Here is a 21,555-nt window from a genome sequence, read left to right on the forward strand (position 1 = left end):
CCATATACCACAATTGCATTTAGCCCAATGCTCCGGGCTCAAAAGTCACAGGATTGTCATGAAACTTTTCACAGAGCAGCGCGGCAGTGGCCCCTATCTGATATTACTGCACGGCCTTTTTGGCAGCCAGGACAACCTTGCGGGCCTTGCCCGCGTTGCAGAGCCATACTTTACCGTACTCAGTATTGATTTGCCCAACCATGGCCGCTCACCGCATGTTGACAGCATGAATTACCCGCAGATGGCCCAAGCTGTGCTGGACAGCTTGCCGGCTGATGCCAGCAGTTTTTATCTGCTCGGTCACTCCATGGGTGGTAAAACTGCCATTCAAATCGCTTTAATGGCTCCTGAGCGGGTGAAGGCCTTGCTGGTTGCCGACATTGCCCCGGTGCAATACGACGATCGCCACAGCAGCATTATTGACGCCATGCTGAGTGTGCAACTGGACAACCTGAGCTCGCGCCAGGATGCAGATCAACAACTGGCCCGCTCTATCCAGGAAGCTGGCGTGCGGCAGTTCTTGTTGAAGAACCTGGTCAAGGAAGGCGGGCAATTTCAATGGCGCTGCAACCTGCCGGTGATCGCACGCTGCTATCCACAGGTGCTGGCGGCACCCGAGGGTCCCCCTTATACCGGGCCTGTGCTCTTTATCAAAGGTGCCAACTCCAATTACATTGAAGCCGGGCATCAAAGCGCGATTCAAGCCCTGTTGCCACAAGCCAAAGCTAAAGTTATTCATGGCGCCGGCCACTGGTTGCATGCGGAAAAACCGGCGGCATTTAATAAAATTGTGTTGGATTTTTTGCAAGCCCAGACTGCCTAATCGTTTAGTTTTGCGACAATGAATTTGTGATAAAACAAGAAATTCTTGCTCGCTTTATGCTATAGTGCCGCCGTTTTTTTCTGGCGGTGTGCGCATTATGGGTTACGATATTGAGTTGTACGAATCGCTGGCACTATGGATTGGCCTGGCTGTGTTGTTTTTCTTTATCGGCATGGCGATTCAGGACGTATTAAAGCGTGGCAAGGTGCCGCTGTTTGGCCGGATTTTTGTCTGGATTGTGCTCTTTACCGGTTGTGCAGGTTTTATTGCCAAAGGCATTATCCAGTTTTTTTACGAAACACAAGGGCTGGGTTGATGGCTAAAAGCAGTAGCGATCGGACAACACCCGATTTGTTTGCGCTGGAGAAGCGTCCAGGCCGCCCTCGCACCAATCTGTTACCGCGCCAGGAACAATTAAAGTTTAACAAGCGCAATCAGGTAAAACGCGATCGGGAAAAGGGCTTGAAGCGTATTGAGTTTAAAGTGCCTGCTGAGCTATATCAGCAGCTATCCAAGGCAGCAGAGCAAGCGCAGTTGACCCGCAGCGCTTATCTGGAGCAGGTTTTAACCAAAGTTTTAATCAAGTAAAAGGCATGCATCTATGGCAACTGTAGGTATTTTTTTCGGCAGTGATACCGGCAACACCGAGCACATCGCCAAAATGATCCAGAAAGAGCTGGGCAAGCAGCTGGTGGAAGTACGGGATATTGCCAAAAGCAGCAAAGAAGACATCGCCAACTTCGATCTCTTATTGCTGGGCATCCCCACCTGGTACTACGGTGAAGCTCAGTGCGACTGGGATGATTTTTTCCCGGAGCTTGAAGCCATCGACTTTACCGACAAACTGGTCGCTATTTTTGGCTGCGGTGATCAAGAGGATTACGCCGAGTATTTCCTGGATGCGATGGGCACCTTGCGCGATATTATTGAGCCCAAAGGTGCCATTCTGGTTGGCTTTTGGCCAACCGAAGGCTATGACTTTGTCGCTTCCAAAGCCTTGGCCGACGACAATCATTTTGTTGGCCTCGGCATTGATGAAGATCGCCAGCCAGAGCTGACCGAGCAACGCGTCAAAGCCTGGTGCAAACAAGTGTACGATGAAATGTGCTTAAAAGAGCTGGAAGGCTTGTAAAATGCAACGGCCAGGGCATGCAACGCATGCCCTTTTCCCGGTTTAACGGGCAGAGCGTTTCTTACGGACATAAACAGTGCGATTCACTTCGCAAACAATATCACCGCTTTGATCTTTTATGTGCACTAAAAACTCCGGAAAATGCTTATCACCATCCTCTGTAGCAGCTTTAATATCCGCCAACACAGCATCCGATAACCAGAACTCCGCTGTTAGCGGCCCTCGTCCCGGTGCAATAAAGTCAATATCGGCTTTTTTATCCCAGACATGATAATCGCCGCCCAAGGCTCCCATGATCATGAGCGGATAAATCGGATCCGTCATCGAAAACATCGAGCCACCAAACTGGCTTTGATTGATGTTCCTTGTCCAGGGTCTGGATTTTAGTCGTACCCGGACATAACAAAAATCATCCCGGATGGTCTCAACCTGAATGCCACTAAAGAAAAACGGTGGCCACAGGTTTAGCAACCGCTTCATCAACCCTGGTTTCATTGCCCACTGCATCCGCACCCTCAACTGGTATGACCTGATGCAGCTATTCTACCTGAGCTTTACGACAGTGCAAGTTCGTGTGGTTGTTCAATGACTAAGCAGATGGCTGAATTAGCATTTGATTAAAGCTGTAATGGCTTTATAATCGAAGTTATGTTGACTAACTGAAGCATGCTATGACTGATCACAATACCGAACTTCGTAAAGCGGGCCTAAAAGTGACCCTGCCGCGCGTAAAAATTCTGGAGATCCTGCAGGATCCGAACAATCAGCATATCAGTGCCGAAGATGTGTACAAACTACTGTTAGAGTCCGGTGAAGACATTGGTCTTGCGACGGTGTACCGGGTGCTAAACCAGTTTGATGATGCAGGCATCTTAACCCGCCATCATTTCGAAGGTGGTAAGTCTGTGTTCGAGCTGACTGGCAACAGCCATCATGATCATCTGGTTTGTCTAAACTGTGGCCGGGTGATCGAATTTGAAGACGACACCATAGAGCGCAAACAGTTGGAGATAGCCACTAGAAATGGCCTGAAACTAACCAATCACAGCTTGTATCTGTACGGTGAGTGCGAACAAAAGAACAACTGTCCGCACAATACTGACAACTAAGCTACTCCAAACAGCTGTCATAACAAGGCCTCATTCTTCAGAGGCCTTTTTTGTATCTGCATTCATCCGCCAATTGTGCCAACGCCGACTTAACCGATAGCTGGCGTAGCTAAACCACTCGCCACTTAACTTGGCGTAAAAATCGTAGTTGCTTAAATTCACCGTCAACCAACAGTGCCAGCGGCATGGCAGCTGTCGGTAAGTACTGGTAGTGGCCGCAGAAAATTGCCCGTTGAGTTGGTGCAATGTAATCAGCCGTTGCACCCGCCAGCCATGGTGGTCACTGCTGACAAACTGCAATGGCTGCTGCTGAAAACGAGCAGCCAGCTGATAAAACTCCTGATAGGTGTTACTACCGCCATCGAAGCAATCGATAGCGCCACTGAAATCATGTTGCTGCAAATAATGGATATAAGGGGCACAATGCCGGGTGGTGATCACGACAGGAAAGCTATTAGCTGCCGTTCGTTCCAGTAAATGATCCAAACGATTGCGGGCACAAGCAGGTAAGCTTTGCTCTGAGCCACCACAGCCCAGCAGCACCCAGGTTGCATCGGTTTGCAACGTAGCTGGGCTTGGTAGCTGTTGCAGCTGCCACTGCCTTACCTGGTTGGTGACAAAGCTATTGCCCAGCAGATAAAACACCAGCCACAACAACCAAAGCCCCTTTTTACGGTAAAAAATAGCCGCAAGCAACAAGGCATACAAGAACAGGTTATGTGGGTACAAGGCCAATTGAATAAAGTCGGTCATGATCGGCTCCTATTGCAAGCAGCTGGCACCTGTTGTCTAGCCAGTACGTAACCACACCAGCAGCCCCAGGGTAACCAAAGCAGACCAGAAGTGAGCACATGGCCTGCCAGAGCAGCCAGCAGCAACAAGATACCATTGATCAGCAGTAACACCCGCCCCTCAGCCCTGGCCCTGGCCTGCCAGCTCAACCACAGCAGATAGCCAAACCAACCAATTGCAAATACAAGCGCCAATACTCCGAAAAACATCGGCAGGTCAAAAAAGTCGGATTCGGCAAAGTATTTTTTCTGATAAAGCGCTATGCCAGCTTGCCCTACCCCCAGTAGCCAGTGCCATGGAGGAAAATGCTCCGTCAGAACCTGCATGTTCTGCTGCATGTATAGATCGCGCGATGACAAGATGAGACCAAACCAACCTTTTTCCTGCCAGACCCAAAGCAATTTTTGGTACAAACCAAGTTGTTGCAGCAAAGCTCCCAACCAAAGCGGGCTAGTGACCAAGAGCACCACAGCCACCCCAGCAATTAAAAGCGCAACATGCTTGCGTCGCTCAGCTTCCAGATGCAATAAAGGGATCAGTACCGCCAACAACAACACACCAAACAGAGCCGTTTTAGTCAGCAACTGAAGCGCACAAAACAGCGCTAGAAAAACAACCACAATATACAGCAGTTTATACTTTACCCAATAGTAATGCAGTTGATAAGCGGTGAGGATCAGCAGCAAGGCAGATAACTCATTGGCCGACACAAAAAAACCACTGCTGCCTAGGGAGCCCAGCTCTATCTGCTCCATCGGGCTGTAAGCTGCATAACCAAAACCTGCAAAGCCAAAAACAAAATTGATCAGCAATACCACACTAAAGCACAGCATCAGACGTTGCAGACTTTTCTGAGCCAATTCAGGCGTATTGCAGGTGAAACGTGTGAATGCCAATAGCGCTATCAGTGGTGCAAAGACCTTGCTAATCAGCATAAGCTCCCGGCTAAACCCCAGAGGAGGCTGTAATCGCCACTGCGTCAATAAGGGCCCAAACGCAAAGCATCCAGCCAGCAAAGCCAGCAGCACCAGCATTCGTCTATCGTTGGCTCTAAGACACCAAAGCATAGCGGCCAGCAAGGCAGCCTTAAAGGCCTGCGCCACTGGCAAGCCAATCAGCTCCAGGCTCTGCCATGCACCTTGCAGCATATCAAACAACAAGCTAAATGCGGCCAAAAGAAAAATCAGCTGCCAGCCAGTTTCGGTGTTGCCGCTTTGCTTAATCAAACAAACCCCGCCAACCTTTTTGCAACCATTTTAGCCGTAATCGGCTTAGCCAGGAAAATTTTCGCTTGAGATAATAGCGACATTTCAATGCTTTTAAACCATAGCGGCTGCTGCGCCAAAGCTGAGTAAGCGACAGCGGCAATTGCTGCATGCTATGACGATAAAAAGCCTGGTTTTGCAAGTTACGACCAGACATCAAAGGCCGGTGCTTCGCCACAAAATCATCATGCGCCTGCAGGCGTTTTGGCGAACCGGTAATTCGGCCAGCTTCGTGACCGGCATTAACCTGATAGCTGATATGTGCAATACGTCGGGCCGGACCAAAACGCGCTACCACCCGCACCCACATATCGTAATCCTGAAAGGCTGCAAGCTGAGTATCAAATCCCCCCAACGCACGCATGTATTCGGTTGGAAGCAGCGCTTGATTCGACAAAGTATGCAAATCCAGCAGCTCATCCAGCGCAATGATGGCATCACTGGCAAAACATGCTTTGGTGGTAGCGCCGTAGTGCCACAGATAGCCAGAACACACCATGGCATCACCAGGTTGAAAAGCGGCCATCAAGCTGGATAAGCGATCCGGATAGAACAAGTCATCATCATCCAGTCCGGTCACAAATTCACCTTGGGCGGCAGCTATGGCAGTATTACGGGCAGCACAAGCCCCCTGGCTTTGTTCATGGCGCAATAAACGCACCTTTGGATGCTGACCATAGGCCTGCTGCAAGAAAGGCCAGCTGTCATCCGTCGAGCCATCATCAACTACTATCAACTCAAAATGTGGGTAATCTTGCGCCAATACGGAATTAATTGCAGTGGCCGCCATCTGCTTTCGGTTATGCGTTGGCATATAGACACTGATCAATGGCAAATCTTGCTTCATAGTTTTCCCCGGATGGCTAACCACATGTAATGCAATAGGCGTCCTTGCCGACCAATCCGGCTCGGTTGACTCAGCAGACGATACAGCCACTCTAAATGCAGACGACACCAAAGCGCCGGGGCCCGTTTTACCTGGCCTGTGAATACATCAAAACTGCCCCCCACGCCCATAAAAAAACTATCCGGTAATTGCTGACGCAAACGTTCGATCAATTGCTCCTGCTTTGGCGAGCCCATCGCAACCGGTATTACTTTGGCACCACTTCTGCGAATGTCAGCTAACAGCCGTGTTTCATCATCAAAGTAACCATCGGTTGCACCTACTACAGGGACTCCTTGCTGTAACAACAGGGCTTTGGTTTTTACCAACACCTCTGCCCTGCCTCCGACCAGATAGACGGGTACCTGATAGTCGGCACAGCGCAGCATCAGGCTTTGCCAAAGCTCACACCCAGGAATACGTTGCACGGGCTGTTTTAATCGGCGTCGCATCAGCATCACCACCCCAATCCCATCAGCATAACGCAGTTCAGCCTGGCTCAACATAGCAGCTACCTGTGGATTTTGTCTGGCGGCCATGATTTTTTCAGGATTGATGGCAATAGCAGCGCCCGCAAATACCTTGCCATCCGGATCGATGATTGTCTGAAGCAACTGTTGCTGATGCAAAAAAGCACCTACCTTGACAGGCCCAATCTGAACACTGGCTATGCTTTCTGCTGAATTTGTTCTTGTGTTACTTGAGGTCATGCTTGGCCTTGTAAAGAGTCTGGTAGATGCTCATCAGTTCACTGGCTATCACGGGCAAAAGCTGTGTTTGAGCGTATTGAAAACCTGCTTGCTGCATGCGCTGATAATCTGGTTCTGCTAATTGCCAACATTGCTTCAATTGTAGAAGTAATTGTTCAATCAGCATTGGCTCGGTTTGCTGCTGGCTAATCACCCAGCCAAATTCCGGTTTTAGCTGTGCTCTGGCGCCATCAGTTTCGGTGGCAATCACCGGGGTATAACAGGCCAGGGCCTCCGTCATCACGAGGCCAAAGGATTCCTGCCGTGACAAACTCAGCAACACCTTGGCTCGCTGATACCATTTTCTTAGCTGCAGTGGGTTTTGACTTGGCAGCCACAGAAGCTTTGGGTAGAGCTGTTGCCACTGTTTAACCTTGTCCGATGCGGGGCCCTGGCCGATAATGCAAATCGTATGCTGCTGCAGTAACGGTAATAGCTGCTCCAAACGATCCAAGCCTTTGTTATGATTCAAACTGCCAACAAAGAGTAGATCAATATCTTTCTCGGATGGCCTCAACCGGTCCGCGTTGCCATAGTCAGCAGCAATGCCGGCGGCCAGTACCCGGGCCGAGACGGGTTGCTGGTAAAATGCCTGCTTTAAAGGCTCACTGGCAAAAAGCCACTGCTCGACCCAGCCAGCGCACCAGCGATACAGTGTACCCGGCGGTTGATAGCGGTAGATATCACTGCCATGGCAGGTCACTACTATTTTGGCAGAGCGGTGACGGAGGCACTTGTACAAAATGGCCAACCAAATGGTTGGGTAAAAAAAGTGTACATGCAGGATATCAAAACGCTGTCGACAGAAGACGAAACGCAGCACAAAATCCAGCAACCACACCGGGTATTTACACAGCCGGTTCAGCAAGCCATCATTGTGCCAACGCATCCAATGGTAGGCGGTTGCCACAGGAAGTGCTTGCCGCTGAAGCTCGATAAACTGTCCTTGAACCGGTGCCGAGGGTTTGGGTCCCATATTGCTTATTAGCAAGATTTGCATCAATCTATCTCATACATCGGGATTTTTATCCTATGTTCAGCTTAGTGCAAGCTGAATGACTGTAAGCTGAATCCTAAGCTGCTGCTCAGCATAACAAAAAAGGATGTCTATGTATTCGCTGTTCTGGCCTGTTATTAGTTGCTTTTTAATCACAGCGTTAATGCTACAAGTATTGTTCCCTCTAGCCCACCGGCTAGGCTTATTAGATATACCCAAAGGCCGCAAGCAACATCAAGGCAAAGTCCCGCTGATTGGTGGCTTAGCCATCTTTACTGGCGTATCTGTAGGCCTACTTGTGGCCGATGCCAGCCTGATGCAGCATTGGGCCTATATTGGTTGTGCCTTGGTGATCGTACTGCTAGGTGCTCTGGATGATGCACTGGATCTATCGGTATCTGTGCGTCTGATTTTTCAATGTCTGGTGGCGATTGCGATGATGTGGTTGCTGGATTTGCACCTGGCCCATCTTGGCAATTTGTTTGGCTTTGGCCCGGTCGAGCTTGGCTGGTTTGGCCCACCATTGACAATTATTGCTGTCATCGCTGCCATCAATGCATTTAACATGACCGATGGCATCGATGGCCTGGCTGGTAGTTTGAGCCTTTTAACCATGCTGGCGCTCGCATTTTTTATGCTGATGTGGGGGCAGCAGGATACGGCCTTGTTAGCAATCATGATGATGGTTGCTCTAGTGCCCTACCTTGCAGCAAATCTGCAGTATTTTGGCTTGCGTAAGGTTTTTCTTGGCGATGCTGGCAGCATGTTAATTGGGCTAACTGTGATCTGGCTATTGCTGCAAGGCAGCCAAAGTGCAGCCAGCAGCTTTCGACCCGTGACGGCCTTGTGGATCATCGCCATTCCATTACTGGATATGGCAGTGATCATGATTCGGCGCATTCGCAAAGGCCAGTCCCCTTTTAAAGCTGACCGAGAGCATTTGCATCATATTTCACTTCGGCTAGGTCTGGCCCCACGTCATGCATTGATGTTTATCGTTGGCCTGGCAGGGACCGCTGCCAGTATTGGTGCCTTGGCAGAGTACCTGCTATTGCCTGACATCGTAATTTTGCTGATGTTTCTTCTGGTGGGCGCAGGCTACTATTATCTGTTATTGCATGTCTGGCGCATTGTGTCCGCGCTGCGCCGTCGAAGTCAGCGCTGACTCAGGCGGCGAAAGCCGCCTTGCGACGGTTGTACTCAGCAATCATGGCTTCCATGCTGGGGGCGTCATAAGGTGATAAGTTACTTAAAATCATCCGCTTACGACCTTGACCAATGTGGTTTCCATCGCAACTCAGGCTAAAATCAAGCAGAGCACTGCCACGTTTTCCTGCAACCTCCAGGCTTGAATTGGATAGCACTAAATGAGGTGAGCAAGTCGGCAACTGCATGAGTTCCAGTGTCATGCTCTCGTAAATGACCATAGGTCGCTGCGGATGGATCATGACTTGCTGCTGCTGCATCAGAGGATGCAAAATATGTGGAAAGTTTTCACCGGAAAACTGCACATAATCAGTTGCGATCGCTTCAATTAACCCTAAGTCTTTGCTTATAGCACCCTGTTGCGTCAACGACAGGTAGACTTTTCCGTCTCGGTCACAAATTCGGATCTCACTGCCATCCTGCTCGAAGTGTAACCAAACATCCGCAGCGACCATGCCAGCGAAGGTACAGCACAATCGTTCGCTGATACCGTACTGACTTAACAACCAGGAAAACATCAAATCACCCGGCACGCAAAATCGCTTGGCATCTTCATCATGCAACGGATTAAAGTCACCGGCTACTTTTTTGGCAAAGGTACTGCCTTGTTGACGACTGAAGCTAAACTCGCCGGCTTGCTGATTAATATAAGGGGTCAAAAACATGAAATATCCACGGGTTTAATGCAAAACCCGACAAGTCTACCCTAATTTCCCCTTAAATTGGTCTAGCCAGTGCAGATTTTCTCGTTGAGGATTGGCATATTCGCTTCCTTTTCAGGTGGCGATTTTGAATTATGGCAGGCTTTATGCTTTCTTAACGGTATGGCAGGGGTGACTGGGCACTCCCTGTATCACAATGCAGTTCAAGGCACGAGAAGATACCATGACGTTTAAAACCGGTCGTCAACACTTAGCAGCAACAAAAAAACTGACTCTGGCTGAGCTGGAAGACAAGCTGCTCGAACATCAACAGTTGATCAACGCCATCGTGAAAGACAGCGGCATCTTATTGCCATCTCTGCTGCAAGGACCTGCCATCGCAGACACCGCTGCAACTACATTTACTGCCGCTTTGAAATCCTATGCCAGCAAAGACTACGCAACTGCCGCTCATCATTTTCGTCAGGCAGCCATGATGGGCCATGCTAAAGCTCAGTATTATCTTGGATTAATGTTCGCAAAAGGTCTTGGTATGCCAGCCTCTATCAAGCGCGCTTATTGCTGGTTACTGCTGGCAGCCAAGCAGCGTGATCAATCCGCCCTGGAATTGGTTCGTACTTTACAGAGCAAAATGTCAGCGGACTTATTGCAGCAAGCCACTGAGTTGGCAGCAGAGCGTTTTGAATCCATCGAAGACAGAAAAAACGCCCTGAGCTGAAAAAAGTGCTTGATTTATCATCAACAGCAAACTACTGTATATGCATACACTGTATATAACAACAGTTAGGAGTTGGTATGAGTTCACCACAAAGCCACAAGCAGACGTCCATGAATATTAGCAACCAACCTGGTTTGCATTATTGTCTCCCCTCAGCTGAGCAACAAGAAAGCCGTTATCTGAATGAATTGCTTCAACAACAGCTGCACGCCAAAGGTTGGACCTTGGTCCTGGCACCAGAAACTTCGTCATTAAAAGTGTTGGCAGATATGGAGATGTTGCAGCAAAGCCGCACTTTATTGATTCATCGCAAGCAAATTCAGGATTTAGCCGGCACCTTAAAAAAAGCCATCCTTGCTGGCACCTGCAGTTGTATTATCAACTTTGCTGAGCTGACTGATTTGCAACAAACACATGAGTTATCGCTACTGGCCGAGTCTTGCGGCTGTGCGGTATACTGCTTTACAACCAATACCAGCTGGTGCCATTAAAACGCAGCAGCCACTTTAAACAAAACATCGTCGAGCCAATGCATTGTTATTGTGGATCCGGACTTAGTTACAGCCATTGTTGTCAACCCTACCATAGCGGGCTGAGGCAAGCTGAAACCTGTGAACAGCTGATGCGTTCTCGCTATAGCGCTTTTTGCCGTAAAGAACTGCCCTATTTACAGCTCAGTTGTGTAGCAGAGCTGCAAGCGGAGCAAAGCCCGGAACAGATGCGCGACTTTGTTAGCCGAGTTCATTTTGTACGACTTAAGCTGTTGCCATTGCCGCACTTGGTTTTTTCCAAAGATGAAGGCTACGTCCATTTTCAGGTGTGGTATCTGCTTGGCAATCAATTACACAGTTTTAGCGAGCTTTCTCATTTTGTCCGTCAGCAAGACCGATGGCTATACAGCAGCGGTGACGTTCGTGAGCACGTAGCGCAAAAAGTTGGCCGCAATGATCCCTGCCCCTGTGGCAGTGGCCGTAAATTTAAGTCCTGTCAGCCACATTTAGCTTCAGGTCATGCAGCGGCATGAATGTCTAATTGCTGCAACACCTCGTATAAAGCTGTGGCATCTGTTTCTATTGGCTCTATCCCTTCTTGATACAGCCGACGCCGACTATGCAAATCCAAATTATCAGCCACCCGAACATCCAATTTTTTCGGATCGTTTTTCAGAACCCAAGGCAAAGGGCTTAGCTGTTGCTGCAAACGACTTTGCGTAAAGCCCTGATGCAAGGCATCGCTACACAGTTGGCAGCATTCCAGATCCCCATCTTGCCAGCTAAAGGGTCTTTGCTCACGCAAGCCTAAGCTTTGCCTAAGAGAGTGTTCTGGAGTGACCAGCTGCTGTTGTCTCAATACAAAAGCAGCCTGCTCTTCGACGGCAGTCGATAACATTGCCCGCCATAAACGAAAATCAGCAGGCTGCTGCTTTTGCAGCGCTTGATTCATTTTTGGACCAAGTTGCCACTCATGGATCAACATGGATTCAGTTCCAGGATTGTTCTTGCTGACTTTATCGGCAAACAAACAAATAAATAAAGGCCGCGCCTTTACATCAAGGTTTTTTTTGGTATTATGCAGGCCTTGTGTGGAGGGGTTCCCGAGTGGTCAAAGGGATCAGACTGTAAATCTGCCGGCTCAGCCTTCGAAGGTTCGAATCCTTCCCCCTCCACCACTTTCCTTCATCACCATAGCTTTTTTCCTTGCTATCCCCCCTTATTTTACTGACACTTAATCTATGACACTTCAACACTGTTGTCTCAATGGATAGTAAAGCACTCGAAAACCTGCGGGTATTAATTGTCGATGATCAGCGTTCATTTCAGCTGATGTTTAAAGGTATTCTTTACTCGATGGGCGCTACCAATGTAGCCTTCGCCCCAACCGGTGAACAGGCGTTGGCCAAGTGCATAAACATGGATTACGACGTGCTTTTTGTTGATTACCACTTGGGTACCGGTAAAAATGGCAAGCAACTACTGGAAGATTTACGGGAAAAAAAACTGTTAAAGCCTGGCAGTATTTTTATGATTGTGACCAGCGAAAACACTGTCCCCATGGTCATGAGCGCCGTTGAGTTGGAACCTGATGATTACCTGATCAAACCCTTTTCACAGCGGGTGCTTCGAAGCCGTATCCAAAAAATCCAACAAAAAAAACATCAGCTAAAAGCACTGTATCAAGCCATGCATGACGAACAGTATGAGCAGGTGATTGAGCGCTGCCAACTTGAAATCAGTCAGGCAGGTCGCTACCAGCAATTTTGCAAGCGGGTGCTGGCAGAAACCCTCATTAAGCAGCAACAGTTGGATACTGCTGAGCAGGTACTCACGCAGAACTTGCTTCAACACCGAAGCGGTTGGGCCTTGGTGCTTCAAGCGCATATCTGTTTTGAGCGCAAAGCCTTTGAACAATGCCTGGCACTCTGTGAGGAGGCGCTGGAATCAAACCGCTATTTTGCCGAGGCGCTGGATTTAAAAGCAAAATGTTATATGGCGCTCAGCGCACCGGAAGAGGCGCTCAAAGCCATTCAACAAGCAGCTGAAATAGCACCCCATTCAATTAAGCGCCAGTATCTGGTGATGGACATTGCTCGCGAATTGCATGACACCCCACAGCAAGTAAGTGCCAGCAAACAATTGTATGAGATTACTCGTCGCTCACTAAAGCAAGATGTTATTCATCTGCAAAACTACATTCGTACTGTGATTGAAGCGGCGATGGAAGCTGACGACCCGCAACTGAAAAATCGTTACCAACAAGAGACTCTGATTGCCTTACAGCGCGCCAGGCTTGATGAAAGTATGATTCGCGACATCGATTTTGATCTCTTTGAAGTCTTGTGCCAGGCCCGCTTGGAGTCATTAAGTGGACAGCAGTTTCAGGCCAAACGCACCTATGCTACTGTCGCCGATTTACTGAATGAACAAGAGCACAGTCTGGCCGATGCCGTCTTATTGCTAAACCAAATTGGCGAGTACGAAGAGGCTGAAAGCTTAAAGCAACAACTACCGGATAGCACCTTATCCAATCCAGTGCTAAATGCGATTCTACGAAGACAAACAGAAAGCACCGGAGAACGCAGAGCACACTTTGCTGAGCACAACAAAGAAGGCATTCGGCTATACAAAAGTGGTAACTACCATGAAGCCGCAAACCAGTTTGAGCAAGCACTGGAACTAGCGCCGATGAATACTGGTGCCGCACTAAACTACATCCAGTCGCTGCTACAACTGCTTGCCCAACACGCAAATAACCGTAGCAAGCCAGGTGATGCTTTTGAACGTTGCCGCAAGACATTTCGGGTGGTCGATCATATGCCTTTGCCAGAGCATCATCGCGTTCGTTACCAGGAATTACTGGCCCGATTTGAAAAAGTCCGTAATGAACTGAGACGCTAAGTTTTTGACTGTAACCGGTTGCATAACTCCTGAAACAAAGTACTTGCACCCAATCGCATAGTCTGAGGTTGTGCCTGACGCCCGGTAATACGCTCAAACTGCTGCATGAAAGCCAGACCATGCTCAATAGTGCGAACACCACCAGAGGCTTTAAACCCTACTGGCCGATCGGCTCCTGCTATGACAGTTAACATCACTTCCGCCGCTTCATCGGTCAGGCCGACCGGCACTTTACCGGTAGACGACTTCACAAAGTCAGCTCCACTATCGATCACTAACTCGGTTGCTTTGGCAACCTGCTGGCAGGTGATTAACTCACCGCTTTCAATAATTACTTTTAACAAGGCTGTGCCGCAAGCCTGACGTACATCAAGCAGAAAGCTTTTTACTCCACCAATCCGGCCAGCCATCAGCTCTTGATAAGGTAGCACACAATCTATTTCACTTGCGCCAGAGGATAGAGCAGCTGCAATGTCAAGGCATACCTGATCGGCACTTTGCTGCCCACTCGGGAAGTTCACTACCGTTGCAGCTGCAACCTTGGACGAAACTAATGCTGGATAATTGGCTATCAAAGGTAGATATTCAGAGTACAAGCAAATGGCAGCTGGTCGAAAACCAGATTCTGCTATTGGTAGCAGCCAGCGATGCATCTGTTCCTCGCTATCAGGCTGCTGTAAACGGGTAACATCCAGCAAAGACATCATTTGTGATAATCGTTCAAAGGTATTCATGTTTGGCCTTTTAATTTTTTTTTGTATCTATGGAATTTTTTTAAAAGATCACAGTCCTATTAAATAGCAGTGATGAGCCTATCTCTCCCAGGCATGGCTCCCACTTGTACTCATGTTTCGTCCTTGTGTTTGTCTTACCGGCCTAATTGGCCGGTTTTTTTTAACTCAACAGGCGAAGATGATGAAGTTTCAACCAATCTCTGGCAGCATCCACTTCGGGATAATGACAGCGAACCAACTGCCAGAAATCAGCCGAGTGATCCATCCACTTCAGATGCGCCAATTCATGCACCAAAACATAATCAATCACCCAGGACGGCGCTTTCACTAAGTGCCAATTAAAGCCCAGTTCCTGATTGCTGTTGCAACATCCCCAACGCCGACGCCAGGATTTTACAAAGAAACGGCGGCATTGCAATTGCATTCGCTGTTGCCAATAAGCGAGTCGCTGCTCAATCCAACTCACAGCTTGCTGTTGATACCAACACTTTATCTGTTGTTGATAACGTTGTTCCCGCCTCTCCGGGCGGACTCTGAAGCCTGCATACAACAGCAATTGCTGACCATCGAATACGAAGCCAGAATGGCTTGCTGGCATACACTGAACAGGCACACGCTTACCAAGCAACCATAGCCCTTGCTCAGCGGTTTCTATCGCTAATTGTCGCAACTGTCGTTGTTGCCATTGCATTTGTTGCCGGATCCAGCCTCGCTTTAGACGAATAAAGGCATCGATCTCTGGCTGACGACAATAAGGTGTAGCGCGAACATAGAGTTCTCCGGCTTTAATCTGAAGTGCCAATCGCTTTCGCCTTGGGCTTCGCACCAGCGTATAGTTCAGTTCTGTATCAAAGTTTTGCAGCATAAAGCCTGTTTGTTACTATCATTTCAAGTGCTGCCAGCATAGGTATTTTTGGCACTGTGCTCAAGCTTTCATTCACCCCTGCCCTTTGCAATGGTAAGATCGAGCACAGAACTTTTCAATCAACAGCAAAAGCGAATCAAGCATGAAGATTGTATCATTTAATATCAATGGCATTAGAGCCCGACTCCACCAACTTGAAGCACTAATCACGAAGCATCAGCCCGATTTGATAGGCCTGCAGGAAATCAAAGTTCACGATGATGAATTTCCGCTGAGCGCTATTGAAGGAATGGGCTACCATGCTTACTACTTTGGCCAGAAAGGACACTACGGCGTTGCAATTTTGAGTAAAATGCCAGCACTTCAAGTGCAGTATGGCTTTCCAACCGATGATGCGGATGCTCAACGTCGCATGGTCATTGGCCGCTTTGCTGTCAGTGGTGGCCGTGAACTCACGCTGTTAAATGGTTACTTCCCTCAAGGTGAAAACCGCAGCCACCCGATAAAATTCCCAGCCAAAGAAAAATTTTATGCCGATTTGCAAAACTATCTGGAAGCACACCACAGTCCGGATGAATTACTCGCTGTCATTGGTGACATCAACATTTCACCACAAGATCTCGACATAGGTATCGGAGAGGCCAACGCCAAACGCTGGTTACGTGAAGGTAAAACCTCTTTCCTGCCAGAAGAACGCGACTGGCTGCAACGCCTTCAGGGTTGGGGGTTAACTGATACATTTCGGCAACTACACCCGGAAAGCGGCGAACAATATAGTTGGTTTGATTACCGCTCCAAAGGCTTTCTTGATAACAGAGGACTTCGCATAGATGTAGTGCTTGCCACGACGTCACTGAGCAGCTTGCTAACTGAGTCCGGCATCGATTACGAGCTGCGTGGTATCGAAAAGCCATCGGATCATGCACCAGTTTGGTCCAGCTTCGCACTCTAGTTTCCACCCTGAAACGCCGTTGAATGAATTAGATTTCGTTCAGAGTATTTCCCGGATAAAGGCTTTATCGAGTTGGCGATAGGCCTGCTGCAGCAGCCGGCCTAAATCGTAATAACGCAGTGCCTGACCAGTTTGCTTATTGATGGATGCTGCAGCAACTCCTTGCGACTGAAGCTGTTGTAGTATCTGTTGATACCATTGCCGCATGGCTGGTGGCAGCTGCTTTTCTGCGCGGATACCAAGTCGGTACCAGCCTTGCAATGGAATAGAAAGCAGCAACAGGCTCATTGCAATGATCAGAGGCAATTGTGAGCTGCCGTGCCACCAGTACATGGATACAGCATTTAGCACGACAAAAAACGGCATCACTTTTTGTGCCCACAAAGTAAGCAATATCAGTCGGTTTTCTGGAAACACACTGTTTAATTCGGGCTGGCATGGCCACACTTTACCATAACGCACACCCGCCTGAATGACACCGATTAACGATTGCGACATGGAGCACTCCCAGGACCAATTCAGCCAAGTTCACCTTAGACTTTAGCACAATCTGCACAGAAATAGATCAGTAAAACCTGCATAATCCTCTGTCAGAAAAGCCGCAAGAAATCGGCAACGCGTTACTTATTCTTCCCATCAAAGTCAATTAAAACAGCATGAAAAATGACTTTTAACTCGCAGTTAACGCCATCAAGGTGCAAAAAACCACTCAGAAAGTGAATTTATGGCATTTCAAGCCCAATTCTACCTTATAAACAAACAATCAAAAAATATGCCAACTAATATAAATTAACTAAATCAATAGATTATGACAGTTAAACATAATTAACCACAGAATTATCCACAGATTCTGTGGACAAGATCAAGACTGTTTCCAGCTGGATTGCTTGCTATCTGTCAGCATTTTATACAGCAAAAATAACAGCTTCATGATGATTTCATGCTTAGTTCATATAAATATCATTTATTCCAACTTGAACTAGCCAATCCCAAAGGATATGTGATGCATCCGGCCAACTATTTAGCTATGCTAATGATTAGATATGAAGCCACGACAACAATAGCATGCATCCTGATACCGACCAGGCCAGCAACAGATACCGTTTTGCCATCCAATCTCCTGCAGACGGTGTATTACAGCCTCTGAGCCAACACCCACGAGCTGCCATTCGACAGCTGGCTGGGTTTGGCTTTTGTTTGCAAGCGACTAGCCACTATCTGCTCAGTCCCTGTGCCGGAACTGCGAGCGTGCATTTCTTGCCACACCCATGTATTCGAGTACGCCACAACAGCGGTTTGCAATTAAGGGTCGATTTACCTCTGGCGTGGTTGGAGCGTTTAGGTCTTGGGCTTCGCTGGCAGCTTAATGACTATGCTGTAGCAGCGGGCCAGCTCCTGCTTGAAGTTGACCCAGGCTATTTAAGCAGCAAACCTGTAATCAGTGTTGCTGTCTTTCCTCATCCAGCGGTTCGTCCGGAGCCGCAACATTTTGGTCAAACAGTACTGGCTAAGGAGCCGTGTTTTTTTATTCAAATGACAGGAAATAACCCATGATCACGCTGTACGGGATCCCAAATTGTGACACCATCAAAAAAGCCAGGCGCTGGCTCGAGCATCAACAAAAGCCCTACCAGTTTATCGACTATCGGGAGCAGCCATTAGGCAAGGAACAACTGCAGGCGGCTATTGAAGAGCTGGGCTACGACAAAGTATTGAATAATCGAAGCACCACCTATCGCCAACTGCCTGCTGCCGATAAAGATCAGCTTAATGCGAGCAAGGCCCTACAGCTTTTGCTGCAACATCCCACGCTGATTAAGCGCCCATTGCTGCATTGCTCGCTGGGGTACCGGGTCGGCTTTTCGGAAGCGAGTTATCAGCAACTGTTGGAGCAATTAGCATGAGCGAGTATAGCGCCGTCGTTAAACTGGCAATGGAGTTGATGGCAAGGCCATCCATTACCCCGGAAGATGCAGGTTGTCAGCAATTGATGGCAGAGCGTCTGGCACCGCTCGGCTTTGTCATCGAGTCAATGTTTTTTGAAGACACCTTGAATCTTTGGGCCCGCAAAGGCAGCGGTAAGCCGTTATTTTGTTTTGCCGGTCACACCGATGTGGTTCCGCCAGGTCCTGAGCAGCAGTGGCATACCCCTCCCTTTGAGCCCACCCTAATAGATGGCACCCTCTATGGCAGGGGGGCTGCCGATATGAAAGGCAGCCTGGCAGCAATGATTGTGGCAACTGAGCGTTTTTTATCCCGCACCCCCCAATTAACCGGTGATATTGCCTTTTTAATTACCAGCGATGAAGAAGGACCTTTTATTAATGGTACCAAGCGCGTGATTGAAACCCTGGAAGCCAGGCAGGAAAAAATTCGCTGGTGCGTGGTAGGCGAGCCGTCCAGCAGTCGTCAGGTAGGTGATGTAATTAAAAATGGTCGTCGCGGTTCGTTAAGCGGCACTTTATTGGTCAAGGGTGTACAGGGGCATGTGGCCTACCCCCAGCTAGCCGACAACCCGGTTCATAAGGCTGCAGCTGCCCTGGCGGAGCTGGCTGATCAAGAGTGGGATCACGGCAATGCCTACTTTCCGGCCACCAGCTTTCAAATCTCCAATATCCATGCTGGCAGCGGCACCACCAATGTCATCCCGGGTGAACTGCAGGTACTGTTTAATTTCCGTTTTAGCACTGAAGTCACGGCAGAGCAGTTGCAACAGCGAGTGTATGCCATTTTGGATAAGCATGCGCTAAATTATCAGTTGGACTGGATACTAAACGGCGAGCCGTTCTTAACCCAATCCGGCACCTTGCTAGAATCGGCCACCCATGCTGTTCAACAGGTTCAGGGCTTTGCCCCCCGGCTTGAAACCAGTGGCGGCACCTCGGACGGTCGTTTTATTGCGCCAACGGGTGCCGAAGTGATTGAGCTAGGCCCCTGCAACGCCACCATTCATAAAGTGAATGAGTGTGTATTGGCAGCGGATCTGGATAAATTGGCCGCAATGTACGAACACATTTTAGAGCAAAGCCTGACATGAATAAGGCGTGGCTCTCAGCCCAACAACTGACCGGACAAGATCCAAGCCATCTGGTCCAGCTTGCAGGCGGTGAGCAACTTCAGCCCGAAGCTGCCAGCGCCTGGAAAAAGCTCTGTCAGCAAGCTGCGGCTGAGGGTATTAAGCTGGCCGCAGTTTCCAGCTTTCGCAGTTATCAGCGCCAAGCCCTTATCTGGCAACAAAAATGCAGTGGTATTCGCCCAGTGCTAAATCAGCAGCAACACACTCTTGATATTGAGCAGCTCGTTGGTTGGAACAAACTGGAAGCCATTTTGCTGTACAGTGCTTTGCCTGGTGCCAGCCGGCATCACTGGGGCACCGAACTGGATGTGATTGATCTGGCTGTATCGCCACCTGATTATCAGCCACAACTGCTGCCATCTGAGTATCAACCGGGTGGTGTCTTCGAGCAACTTGGCCAGTGGCTACCTGAGCACGCCCAAGCTGCAGGCTTTTTCCTGCCCTACAGAGAATATCGCGGAGGTGTCGCAGCCGAGCCCTGGCATTTGAGCTACCAGTCGCTCTCCAGCCGGTGCTTCGAACAATTAACTTTGGACATGCTAGAACAGGCCTTACTCCGCCAGCCTATAGCAGAACAAGAACTGGTACTGGCTCATCTCCCAGCAATTTATCAGCGCTTCGTTCAAACCCTTTGCGAGCCAACCGCATGAACTGGATGCTAGTGACTGCACTTGCACTGGCCTTTGGCATTATTTTGGGCAACCTAATGCTACTGCGTTATCTGGACAAACTGCCGGGCAATAAGGCGCCTGCTAAACCTGACAAAAAGCCAGACTCGTCATCAGAGGCTACCGGCCAACAACACGACAATCCCGCTAACTCTTCCGGCACGAAAGAGTCATCACAGCGCTCTGATGACGACCCAAGCTAACACCTTTTACTGACTTTCACCGGTCAAAAAGCGCTGCAGCTGATCCTTAAGATTCGGTGGTACACCGCGAATGGTTAAAATGTCTTGCTTTGGATCGTACAGCACACGCTCCCCAAGATGTTTTTGTTCAAAACTGACACTGACCCCGGCTCCTGCACCGCTAAACTTCACCAGCGGCTTTAGGCTCTTTACCTCAACCGGAAACTGCTCTGCCACCGCCAGTTGTTGCTCAGCACAATAATGCAGGAAACCATGCTGGTCGTCTGGGTCCATCGTCTCTGACAACTCTTTGAGCACAACATCCTGCCCTTGCTTACTTTGCTCTTCGCAGTATTGGTACACCAGTTGCCGTACCTGACTTTTTTCGGCCGGATCAAACTCAGCCGCGCTCAGGTACTCTTCGACCGAACTAAGCATCTGTTTGCTATTTTCCTTTGCATCACTGCCTTCCTCACAACCGAGAAAATCTAAAAAGAAATCGGCTACTTTGCGCCCGGCTCGACCACGAATAAAAGAAATTGCATGCGGATGATTGCGGTTGAGCTGATACTCGGTCAAATCAATACGAGCAGCCAATTGCATACGTGCTATATCCAGATGTCTGGCAGCGGCCAGATCCAGGTCGGCAGTAACGCTGAAATGTTCTTTGCTTCCTAGCAGGCACAGCAGTAAATAATCAGTAGCAAGATAACGATAATGACTTATCAGCAAATAACCGGACTCCGCCAATTGGTGATCAGTCAGTTGCTTGACCAGCTCTGCTGTAGCCGTTTTGGCCAATTGCATAAAATCATCCGGCTGTTTCAGCCAAAGCTCCATACTCTCTTGCAGCAACGGCGATTTATCAGCACTAAAGCGGGCGTAGCCTTTAGCCGGTTTGCCGTTGTACGACAGATGCAATTGCTCCAGCAAATGACAGACTTCTGCGTTGGTAGGGATTAAGGCCTGACGCTCCCGGATTTGAGGGGCTTGCTGCTCGTCCAGCTCGAGATAATGAATGGTTAACTGGAACACATCGACCGACATAAATTTTCCTAATGTTGCGGATTTCTGTTACTATTCACACCAGATAAGCGGACTTTCCCGGTACTCCAATGCCCATTGTATCAAAGTATTCCTCAACGCAAATTGAAAATCTGGTCAATGCCCTGCTTGATGAGCTGCGCCAGCAACAAGCTACCACCGAACTGAGCCTCATGTGCCTTGGTAACGCCGTCAGCCACATCGTCAATCAGAATGTGCCCACGGCCAAGCGTGCTGAACTGGTGCAACAGTTCTGTCTGGCATTAACCGACAGCATCACCACCAAGGCCTGAACAACCG

General features: G+C 48.9%; 28 protein-coding genes and 1 tRNA gene. 17 read left to right on the forward strand and 12 right to left on the reverse strand.

Annotation, left to right across the window (positions count from 1 at the left end; genetic code table 11):
* The first annotated feature begins 58 nt into the window (after positions 1-58).
* The 4 genes from JJU14_RS01125 to fldA all read left to right on the forward strand — a co-directional run bounded on the left by JJU14_RS01125 (position 59) and on the right by fldA (position 1,955).
* On the forward strand, positions 59-823 hold the full coding sequence (locus JJU14_RS01125) for an alpha/beta fold hydrolase (RefSeq protein ID WP_228610689.1): 765 nt from the start codon (positions 59-61) through the stop codon (positions 821-823).
* 97 nt (positions 824-920) lie between these two features.
* Positions 921-1,139 (forward strand): DUF2788 domain-containing protein, encoded by a 219-nt coding sequence (locus JJU14_RS01130; protein WP_091341225.1) that lies wholly within the window; start codon positions 921-923, stop codon positions 1,137-1,139.
* Complete coding sequence (gene ybfE / locus JJU14_RS01135; protein WP_228610691.1) at positions 1,139-1,411, forward strand: LexA regulated protein; 273 nt, start codon at positions 1,139-1,141, stop codon at positions 1,409-1,411. Before JJU14_RS01130 ends, ybfE begins: the two co-directional genes overlap by 1 nt.
* 13 nt (positions 1,412-1,424) lie before the next feature.
* Complete coding sequence (gene fldA, locus JJU14_RS01140) at positions 1,425-1,955, forward strand: flavodoxin FldA (RefSeq protein WP_228610694.1); 531 nt, start codon at positions 1,425-1,427, stop codon at positions 1,953-1,955.
* Between the two features lie 42 nt (positions 1,956-1,997).
* On the opposite strand, the gene JJU14_RS01145 is transcribed toward fldA, so the two are convergent.
* Positions 1,998-2,462: a DUF4442 domain-containing protein gene (locus JJU14_RS01145; protein WP_228610696.1), complete on the reverse strand. Its 465-nt coding sequence runs from the start codon at positions 2,460-2,462 to the stop codon at positions 1,998-2,000.
* Between the two features lie 164 nt (positions 2,463-2,626).
* On the opposite strand from JJU14_RS01145, the gene fur reads away from it, so the two are divergent.
* On the forward strand, positions 2,627-3,064 hold the full coding sequence (gene fur / locus JJU14_RS01150; RefSeq protein ID WP_228610698.1) for a ferric iron uptake transcriptional regulator: 438 nt from the start codon (positions 2,627-2,629) through the stop codon (positions 3,062-3,064).
* Between the two features lie 30 nt (positions 3,065-3,094).
* Here fur and JJU14_RS01155 read toward each other — a convergent pair whose 3' ends face one another.
* The 5 genes from JJU14_RS01155 to JJU14_RS01175 form a co-directional block, all read right to left on the reverse strand.
* A complete protein-coding gene (locus tag JJU14_RS01155) occupies positions 3,095-3,817 on the reverse strand; it encodes a hypothetical protein (protein WP_228610700.1) in 723 nt (240 codons plus the stop codon).
* Positions 3,814-5,082: an O-antigen ligase family protein gene (locus JJU14_RS01160; RefSeq protein ID WP_228610702.1), complete on the reverse strand. Its 1,269-nt coding sequence runs from the start codon at positions 5,080-5,082 to the stop codon at positions 3,814-3,816. The genes JJU14_RS01155 and JJU14_RS01160 overlap by 4 nt, the downstream gene beginning before the upstream one ends.
* Positions 5,075-5,968, reverse strand: coding sequence for a glycosyltransferase (locus JJU14_RS01165; RefSeq protein ID WP_228610704.1), 894 nt, complete (start codon positions 5,966-5,968; stop codon positions 5,075-5,077). Before JJU14_RS01165 ends, JJU14_RS01160 begins: the two co-directional genes overlap by 8 nt.
* Positions 5,965-6,636, reverse strand: coding sequence for a WecB/TagA/CpsF family glycosyltransferase (locus tag JJU14_RS01170; RefSeq protein ID WP_228610706.1), 672 nt, complete (start codon positions 6,634-6,636; stop codon positions 5,965-5,967). Before JJU14_RS01170 ends, JJU14_RS01165 begins: the two co-directional genes overlap by 4 nt.
* Positions 6,637-6,703: 67 nt before the next feature.
* Positions 6,704-7,756 carry a glycosyltransferase family 4 protein gene (locus JJU14_RS01175; protein ID WP_228610708.1) on the reverse strand — a complete coding sequence of 351 codons (1,053 nt, stop codon included), beginning with the start codon at positions 7,754-7,756 and terminating at the stop codon, positions 6,704-6,706.
* Positions 7,757-7,865: 109 nt separating this feature from the next.
* Between JJU14_RS01175 and wecA the strand changes: the two genes are divergently transcribed.
* The gene (gene wecA / locus JJU14_RS01180) at positions 7,866-8,918 is read left to right on the forward strand and encodes a UDP-N-acetylglucosamine--undecaprenyl-phosphate N-acetylglucosaminephosphotransferase (RefSeq protein WP_228610710.1); all 1,053 of its coding nucleotides are present in this window, start codon (positions 7,866-7,868) and stop codon (positions 8,916-8,918) included.
* Between the two features lies 1 nt (position 8,919).
* On the opposite strand, the gene JJU14_RS01185 is transcribed toward wecA, so the two are convergent.
* Entirely contained in the window at positions 8,920-9,624 is a 705-nt protein-coding gene (locus tag JJU14_RS01185; protein ID WP_228610712.1) for a DUF3581 family protein, read from the reverse strand.
* Positions 9,625-9,844: 220 nt separating this feature from the next.
* Here JJU14_RS01185 and JJU14_RS01190 point away from each other — a divergent pair, with 220 nt between their 5' ends.
* The 3 genes from JJU14_RS01190 (at position 9,845) to JJU14_RS01200 (ending at position 11,363) form a co-directional block, all read left to right on the forward strand.
* Complete coding sequence (locus JJU14_RS01190; protein WP_228610714.1) at positions 9,845-10,339, forward strand: tetratricopeptide repeat protein; 495 nt, start codon at positions 9,845-9,847, stop codon at positions 10,337-10,339.
* A gap of 77 nt (positions 10,340-10,416) precedes the next feature.
* Complete coding sequence (locus tag JJU14_RS01195) at positions 10,417-10,830, forward strand: hypothetical protein (RefSeq protein ID WP_228610716.1); 414 nt, start codon at positions 10,417-10,419, stop codon at positions 10,828-10,830.
* A 38-nt stretch (positions 10,831-10,868) separates the two neighbouring features.
* Entirely contained in the window at positions 10,869-11,363 is a 495-nt protein-coding gene (locus tag JJU14_RS01200) for a YchJ family metal-binding protein (RefSeq protein WP_300976125.1), read from the forward strand.
* On the opposite strand, the gene JJU14_RS01205 is transcribed toward JJU14_RS01200, so the two are convergent.
* The gene (locus tag JJU14_RS01205; RefSeq protein ID WP_228610720.1) at positions 11,348-11,815 is read right to left on the reverse strand and encodes a VC2046/SO_2500 family protein; all 468 of its coding nucleotides are present in this window, start codon (positions 11,813-11,815) and stop codon (positions 11,348-11,350) included. The two genes, JJU14_RS01200 and JJU14_RS01205, sit on opposite strands and share 16 nt — an antisense overlap.
* 108 nt (positions 11,816-11,923) lie before the next feature.
* Between JJU14_RS01205 and JJU14_RS01210 the strand changes: the two genes are divergently transcribed.
* Together JJU14_RS01210 and JJU14_RS01215 are read left to right on the forward strand one after the other, a co-directional pair.
* A tRNA-Tyr gene (locus JJU14_RS01210) sits at positions 11,924-12,008 on the forward strand.
* An 88-nt stretch (positions 12,009-12,096) separates the two neighbouring features.
* A complete protein-coding gene (locus JJU14_RS01215) occupies positions 12,097-13,734 on the forward strand; it encodes a response regulator (protein ID WP_228610721.1) in 1,638 nt (545 codons plus the stop codon).
* Here the strand turns inward: JJU14_RS01215 and deoC are convergent.
* Together deoC and JJU14_RS01225 are read right to left on the reverse strand one after the other, a co-directional pair.
* On the reverse strand, positions 13,731-14,468 hold the full coding sequence (gene deoC, locus JJU14_RS01220) for a deoxyribose-phosphate aldolase (RefSeq protein ID WP_228610723.1): 738 nt from the start codon (positions 14,466-14,468) through the stop codon (positions 13,731-13,733). The two genes, JJU14_RS01215 and deoC, sit on opposite strands and share 4 nt — an antisense overlap.
* Before the next feature lie 160 nt (positions 14,469-14,628).
* Entirely contained in the window at positions 14,629-15,333 is a 705-nt protein-coding gene (locus JJU14_RS01225) for a SprT family zinc-dependent metalloprotease (protein WP_228610725.1), read from the reverse strand.
* A gap of 142 nt (positions 15,334-15,475) precedes the next feature.
* Between JJU14_RS01225 and xthA the strand changes: the two genes are divergently transcribed.
* On the forward strand, positions 15,476-16,285 hold the full coding sequence (gene xthA, locus JJU14_RS01230; RefSeq protein ID WP_228610727.1) for an exodeoxyribonuclease III: 810 nt from the start codon (positions 15,476-15,478) through the stop codon (positions 16,283-16,285).
* A 39-nt stretch (positions 16,286-16,324) separates the two neighbouring features.
* Here xthA and yfbV read toward each other — a convergent pair whose 3' ends face one another.
* On the reverse strand, positions 16,325-16,783 hold the full coding sequence (yfbV, locus tag JJU14_RS01235) for a terminus macrodomain insulation protein YfbV (protein WP_228610729.1): 459 nt from the start codon (positions 16,781-16,783) through the stop codon (positions 16,325-16,327).
* Between the two features lie 1,052 nt (positions 16,784-17,835).
* On the opposite strand from yfbV, the gene JJU14_RS01240 reads away from it, so the two are divergent.
* Genes JJU14_RS01240 through JJU14_RS01255 form a run of 4 tightly spaced genes read left to right on the forward strand, consistent with a single transcriptional unit; the run spans position 17,836 to position 20,232 of the window.
* Entirely contained in the window at positions 17,836-18,189 is a 354-nt protein-coding gene (locus JJU14_RS01240; RefSeq protein WP_228610731.1) for an ArsC family reductase, read from the forward strand.
* The gene (dapE, locus tag JJU14_RS01245; protein WP_228610733.1) at positions 18,186-19,322 is read left to right on the forward strand and encodes a succinyl-diaminopimelate desuccinylase; all 1,137 of its coding nucleotides are present in this window, start codon (positions 18,186-18,188) and stop codon (positions 19,320-19,322) included. Before JJU14_RS01240 ends, dapE begins: the two co-directional genes overlap by 4 nt.
* Positions 19,319-20,011, forward strand: coding sequence for a M15 family metallopeptidase (locus JJU14_RS01250; protein ID WP_228610735.1), 693 nt, complete (start codon positions 19,319-19,321; stop codon positions 20,009-20,011). Before dapE ends, JJU14_RS01250 begins: the two co-directional genes overlap by 4 nt.
* Positions 20,008-20,232 carry a DUF2897 family protein gene (locus JJU14_RS01255; protein WP_228610737.1) on the forward strand — a complete coding sequence of 75 codons (225 nt, stop codon included), beginning with the start codon at positions 20,008-20,010 and terminating at the stop codon, positions 20,230-20,232. The genes JJU14_RS01250 and JJU14_RS01255 overlap by 4 nt, the downstream gene beginning before the upstream one ends.
* Before the next feature lie 6 nt (positions 20,233-20,238).
* Here JJU14_RS01255 and yejK read toward each other — a convergent pair whose 3' ends face one another.
* Positions 20,239-21,258, reverse strand: a complete 1,020-nt coding sequence (yejK, locus tag JJU14_RS01260) for a nucleoid-associated protein YejK (protein ID WP_228610740.1) — start codon at positions 21,256-21,258, stop codon at positions 20,239-20,241.
* Positions 21,259-21,326: 68 nt separating this feature from the next.
* On the opposite strand from yejK, the gene JJU14_RS01265 reads away from it, so the two are divergent.
* Complete coding sequence (locus tag JJU14_RS01265; protein ID WP_091341262.1) at positions 21,327-21,548, forward strand: DUF1414 domain-containing protein; 222 nt, start codon at positions 21,327-21,329, stop codon at positions 21,546-21,548.
* Positions 21,549-21,555: the final 7 nt, after the last annotated feature.

This window comes from Alkalimonas sp. (assembly GCF_020831925.1).
Lineage (GTDB): Bacteria > Pseudomonadota > Gammaproteobacteria > Enterobacterales > Alteromonadaceae > Alkalimonas.

Coding starts and splice junctions, on each gene's coding strand:
- JJU14_RS01125 (WP_228610689.1), top strand. CDS start 59: ATGAAACTTTTCACAGAGCAGCGCGGCAGTGGCCCCTATCTGATATTA.
- JJU14_RS01130 (WP_091341225.1), top strand. CDS start 921: ATGGGTTACGATATTGAGTTGTACGAATCGCTGGCACTATGGATTGGC.
- ybfE (WP_228610691.1), top strand. CDS start 1,139: ATGGCTAAAAGCAGTAGCGATCGGACAACACCCGATTTGTTTGCGCTG.
- fldA (WP_228610694.1), top strand. CDS start 1,425: ATGGCAACTGTAGGTATTTTTTTCGGCAGTGATACCGGCAACACCGAG.
- JJU14_RS01145 (WP_228610696.1), bottom strand. CDS start 2,462: ATGCAGTGGGCAATGAAACCAGGGTTGATGAAGCGGTTGCTAAACCTG.
- fur (WP_228610698.1), top strand. CDS start 2,627: ATGACTGATCACAATACCGAACTTCGTAAAGCGGGCCTAAAAGTGACC.
- JJU14_RS01155 (WP_228610700.1), bottom strand. CDS start 3,817: ATGACCGACTTTATTCAATTGGCCTTGTACCCACATAACCTGTTCTTG.
- JJU14_RS01165 (WP_228610704.1), bottom strand. CDS start 5,968: ATGAAGCAAGATTTGCCATTGATCAGTGTCTATATGCCAACGCATAAC.
- JJU14_RS01175 (WP_228610708.1), bottom strand. CDS start 7,756: ATGCAAATCTTGCTAATAAGCAATATGGGACCCAAACCCTCGGCACCG.
- wecA (WP_228610710.1), top strand. CDS start 7,866: ATGTATTCGCTGTTCTGGCCTGTTATTAGTTGCTTTTTAATCACAGCG.
- JJU14_RS01185 (WP_228610712.1), bottom strand. CDS start 9,624: ATGTTTTTGACCCCTTATATTAATCAGCAAGCCGGCGAGTTTAGCTTC.
- JJU14_RS01190 (WP_228610714.1), top strand. CDS start 9,845: ATGACGTTTAAAACCGGTCGTCAACACTTAGCAGCAACAAAAAAACTG.
- JJU14_RS01195 (WP_228610716.1), top strand. CDS start 10,417: ATGAGTTCACCACAAAGCCACAAGCAGACGTCCATGAATATTAGCAAC.
- JJU14_RS01200 (WP_300976125.1), top strand. CDS start 10,869: ATGCATTGTTATTGTGGATCCGGACTTAGTTACAGCCATTGTTGTCAA.
- JJU14_RS01205 (WP_228610720.1), bottom strand. CDS start 11,815: ATGTTGATCCATGAGTGGCAACTTGGTCCAAAAATGAATCAAGCGCTG.
- JJU14_RS01215 (WP_228610721.1), top strand. CDS start 12,097: ATGGATAGTAAAGCACTCGAAAACCTGCGGGTATTAATTGTCGATGAT.
- deoC (WP_228610723.1), bottom strand. CDS start 14,468: ATGAATACCTTTGAACGATTATCACAAATGATGTCTTTGCTGGATGTT.
- JJU14_RS01225 (WP_228610725.1), bottom strand. CDS start 15,333: ATGCTGCAAAACTTTGATACAGAACTGAACTATACGCTGGTGCGAAGC.
- xthA (WP_228610727.1), top strand. CDS start 15,476: ATGAAGATTGTATCATTTAATATCAATGGCATTAGAGCCCGACTCCAC.
- yfbV (WP_228610729.1), bottom strand. CDS start 16,783: ATGTCGCAATCGTTAATCGGTGTCATTCAGGCGGGTGTGCGTTATGGT.
- JJU14_RS01240 (WP_228610731.1), top strand. CDS start 17,836: ATGATCACGCTGTACGGGATCCCAAATTGTGACACCATCAAAAAAGCC.
- dapE (WP_228610733.1), top strand. CDS start 18,186: ATGAGCGAGTATAGCGCCGTCGTTAAACTGGCAATGGAGTTGATGGCA.
- JJU14_RS01250 (WP_228610735.1), top strand. CDS start 19,319: ATGAATAAGGCGTGGCTCTCAGCCCAACAACTGACCGGACAAGATCCA.
- JJU14_RS01255 (WP_228610737.1), top strand. CDS start 20,008: ATGAACTGGATGCTAGTGACTGCACTTGCACTGGCCTTTGGCATTATT.
- yejK (WP_228610740.1), bottom strand. CDS start 21,258: ATGTCGGTCGATGTGTTCCAGTTAACCATTCATTATCTCGAGCTGGAC.
- JJU14_RS01265 (WP_091341262.1), top strand. CDS start 21,327: ATGCCCATTGTATCAAAGTATTCCTCAACGCAAATTGAAAATCTGGTC.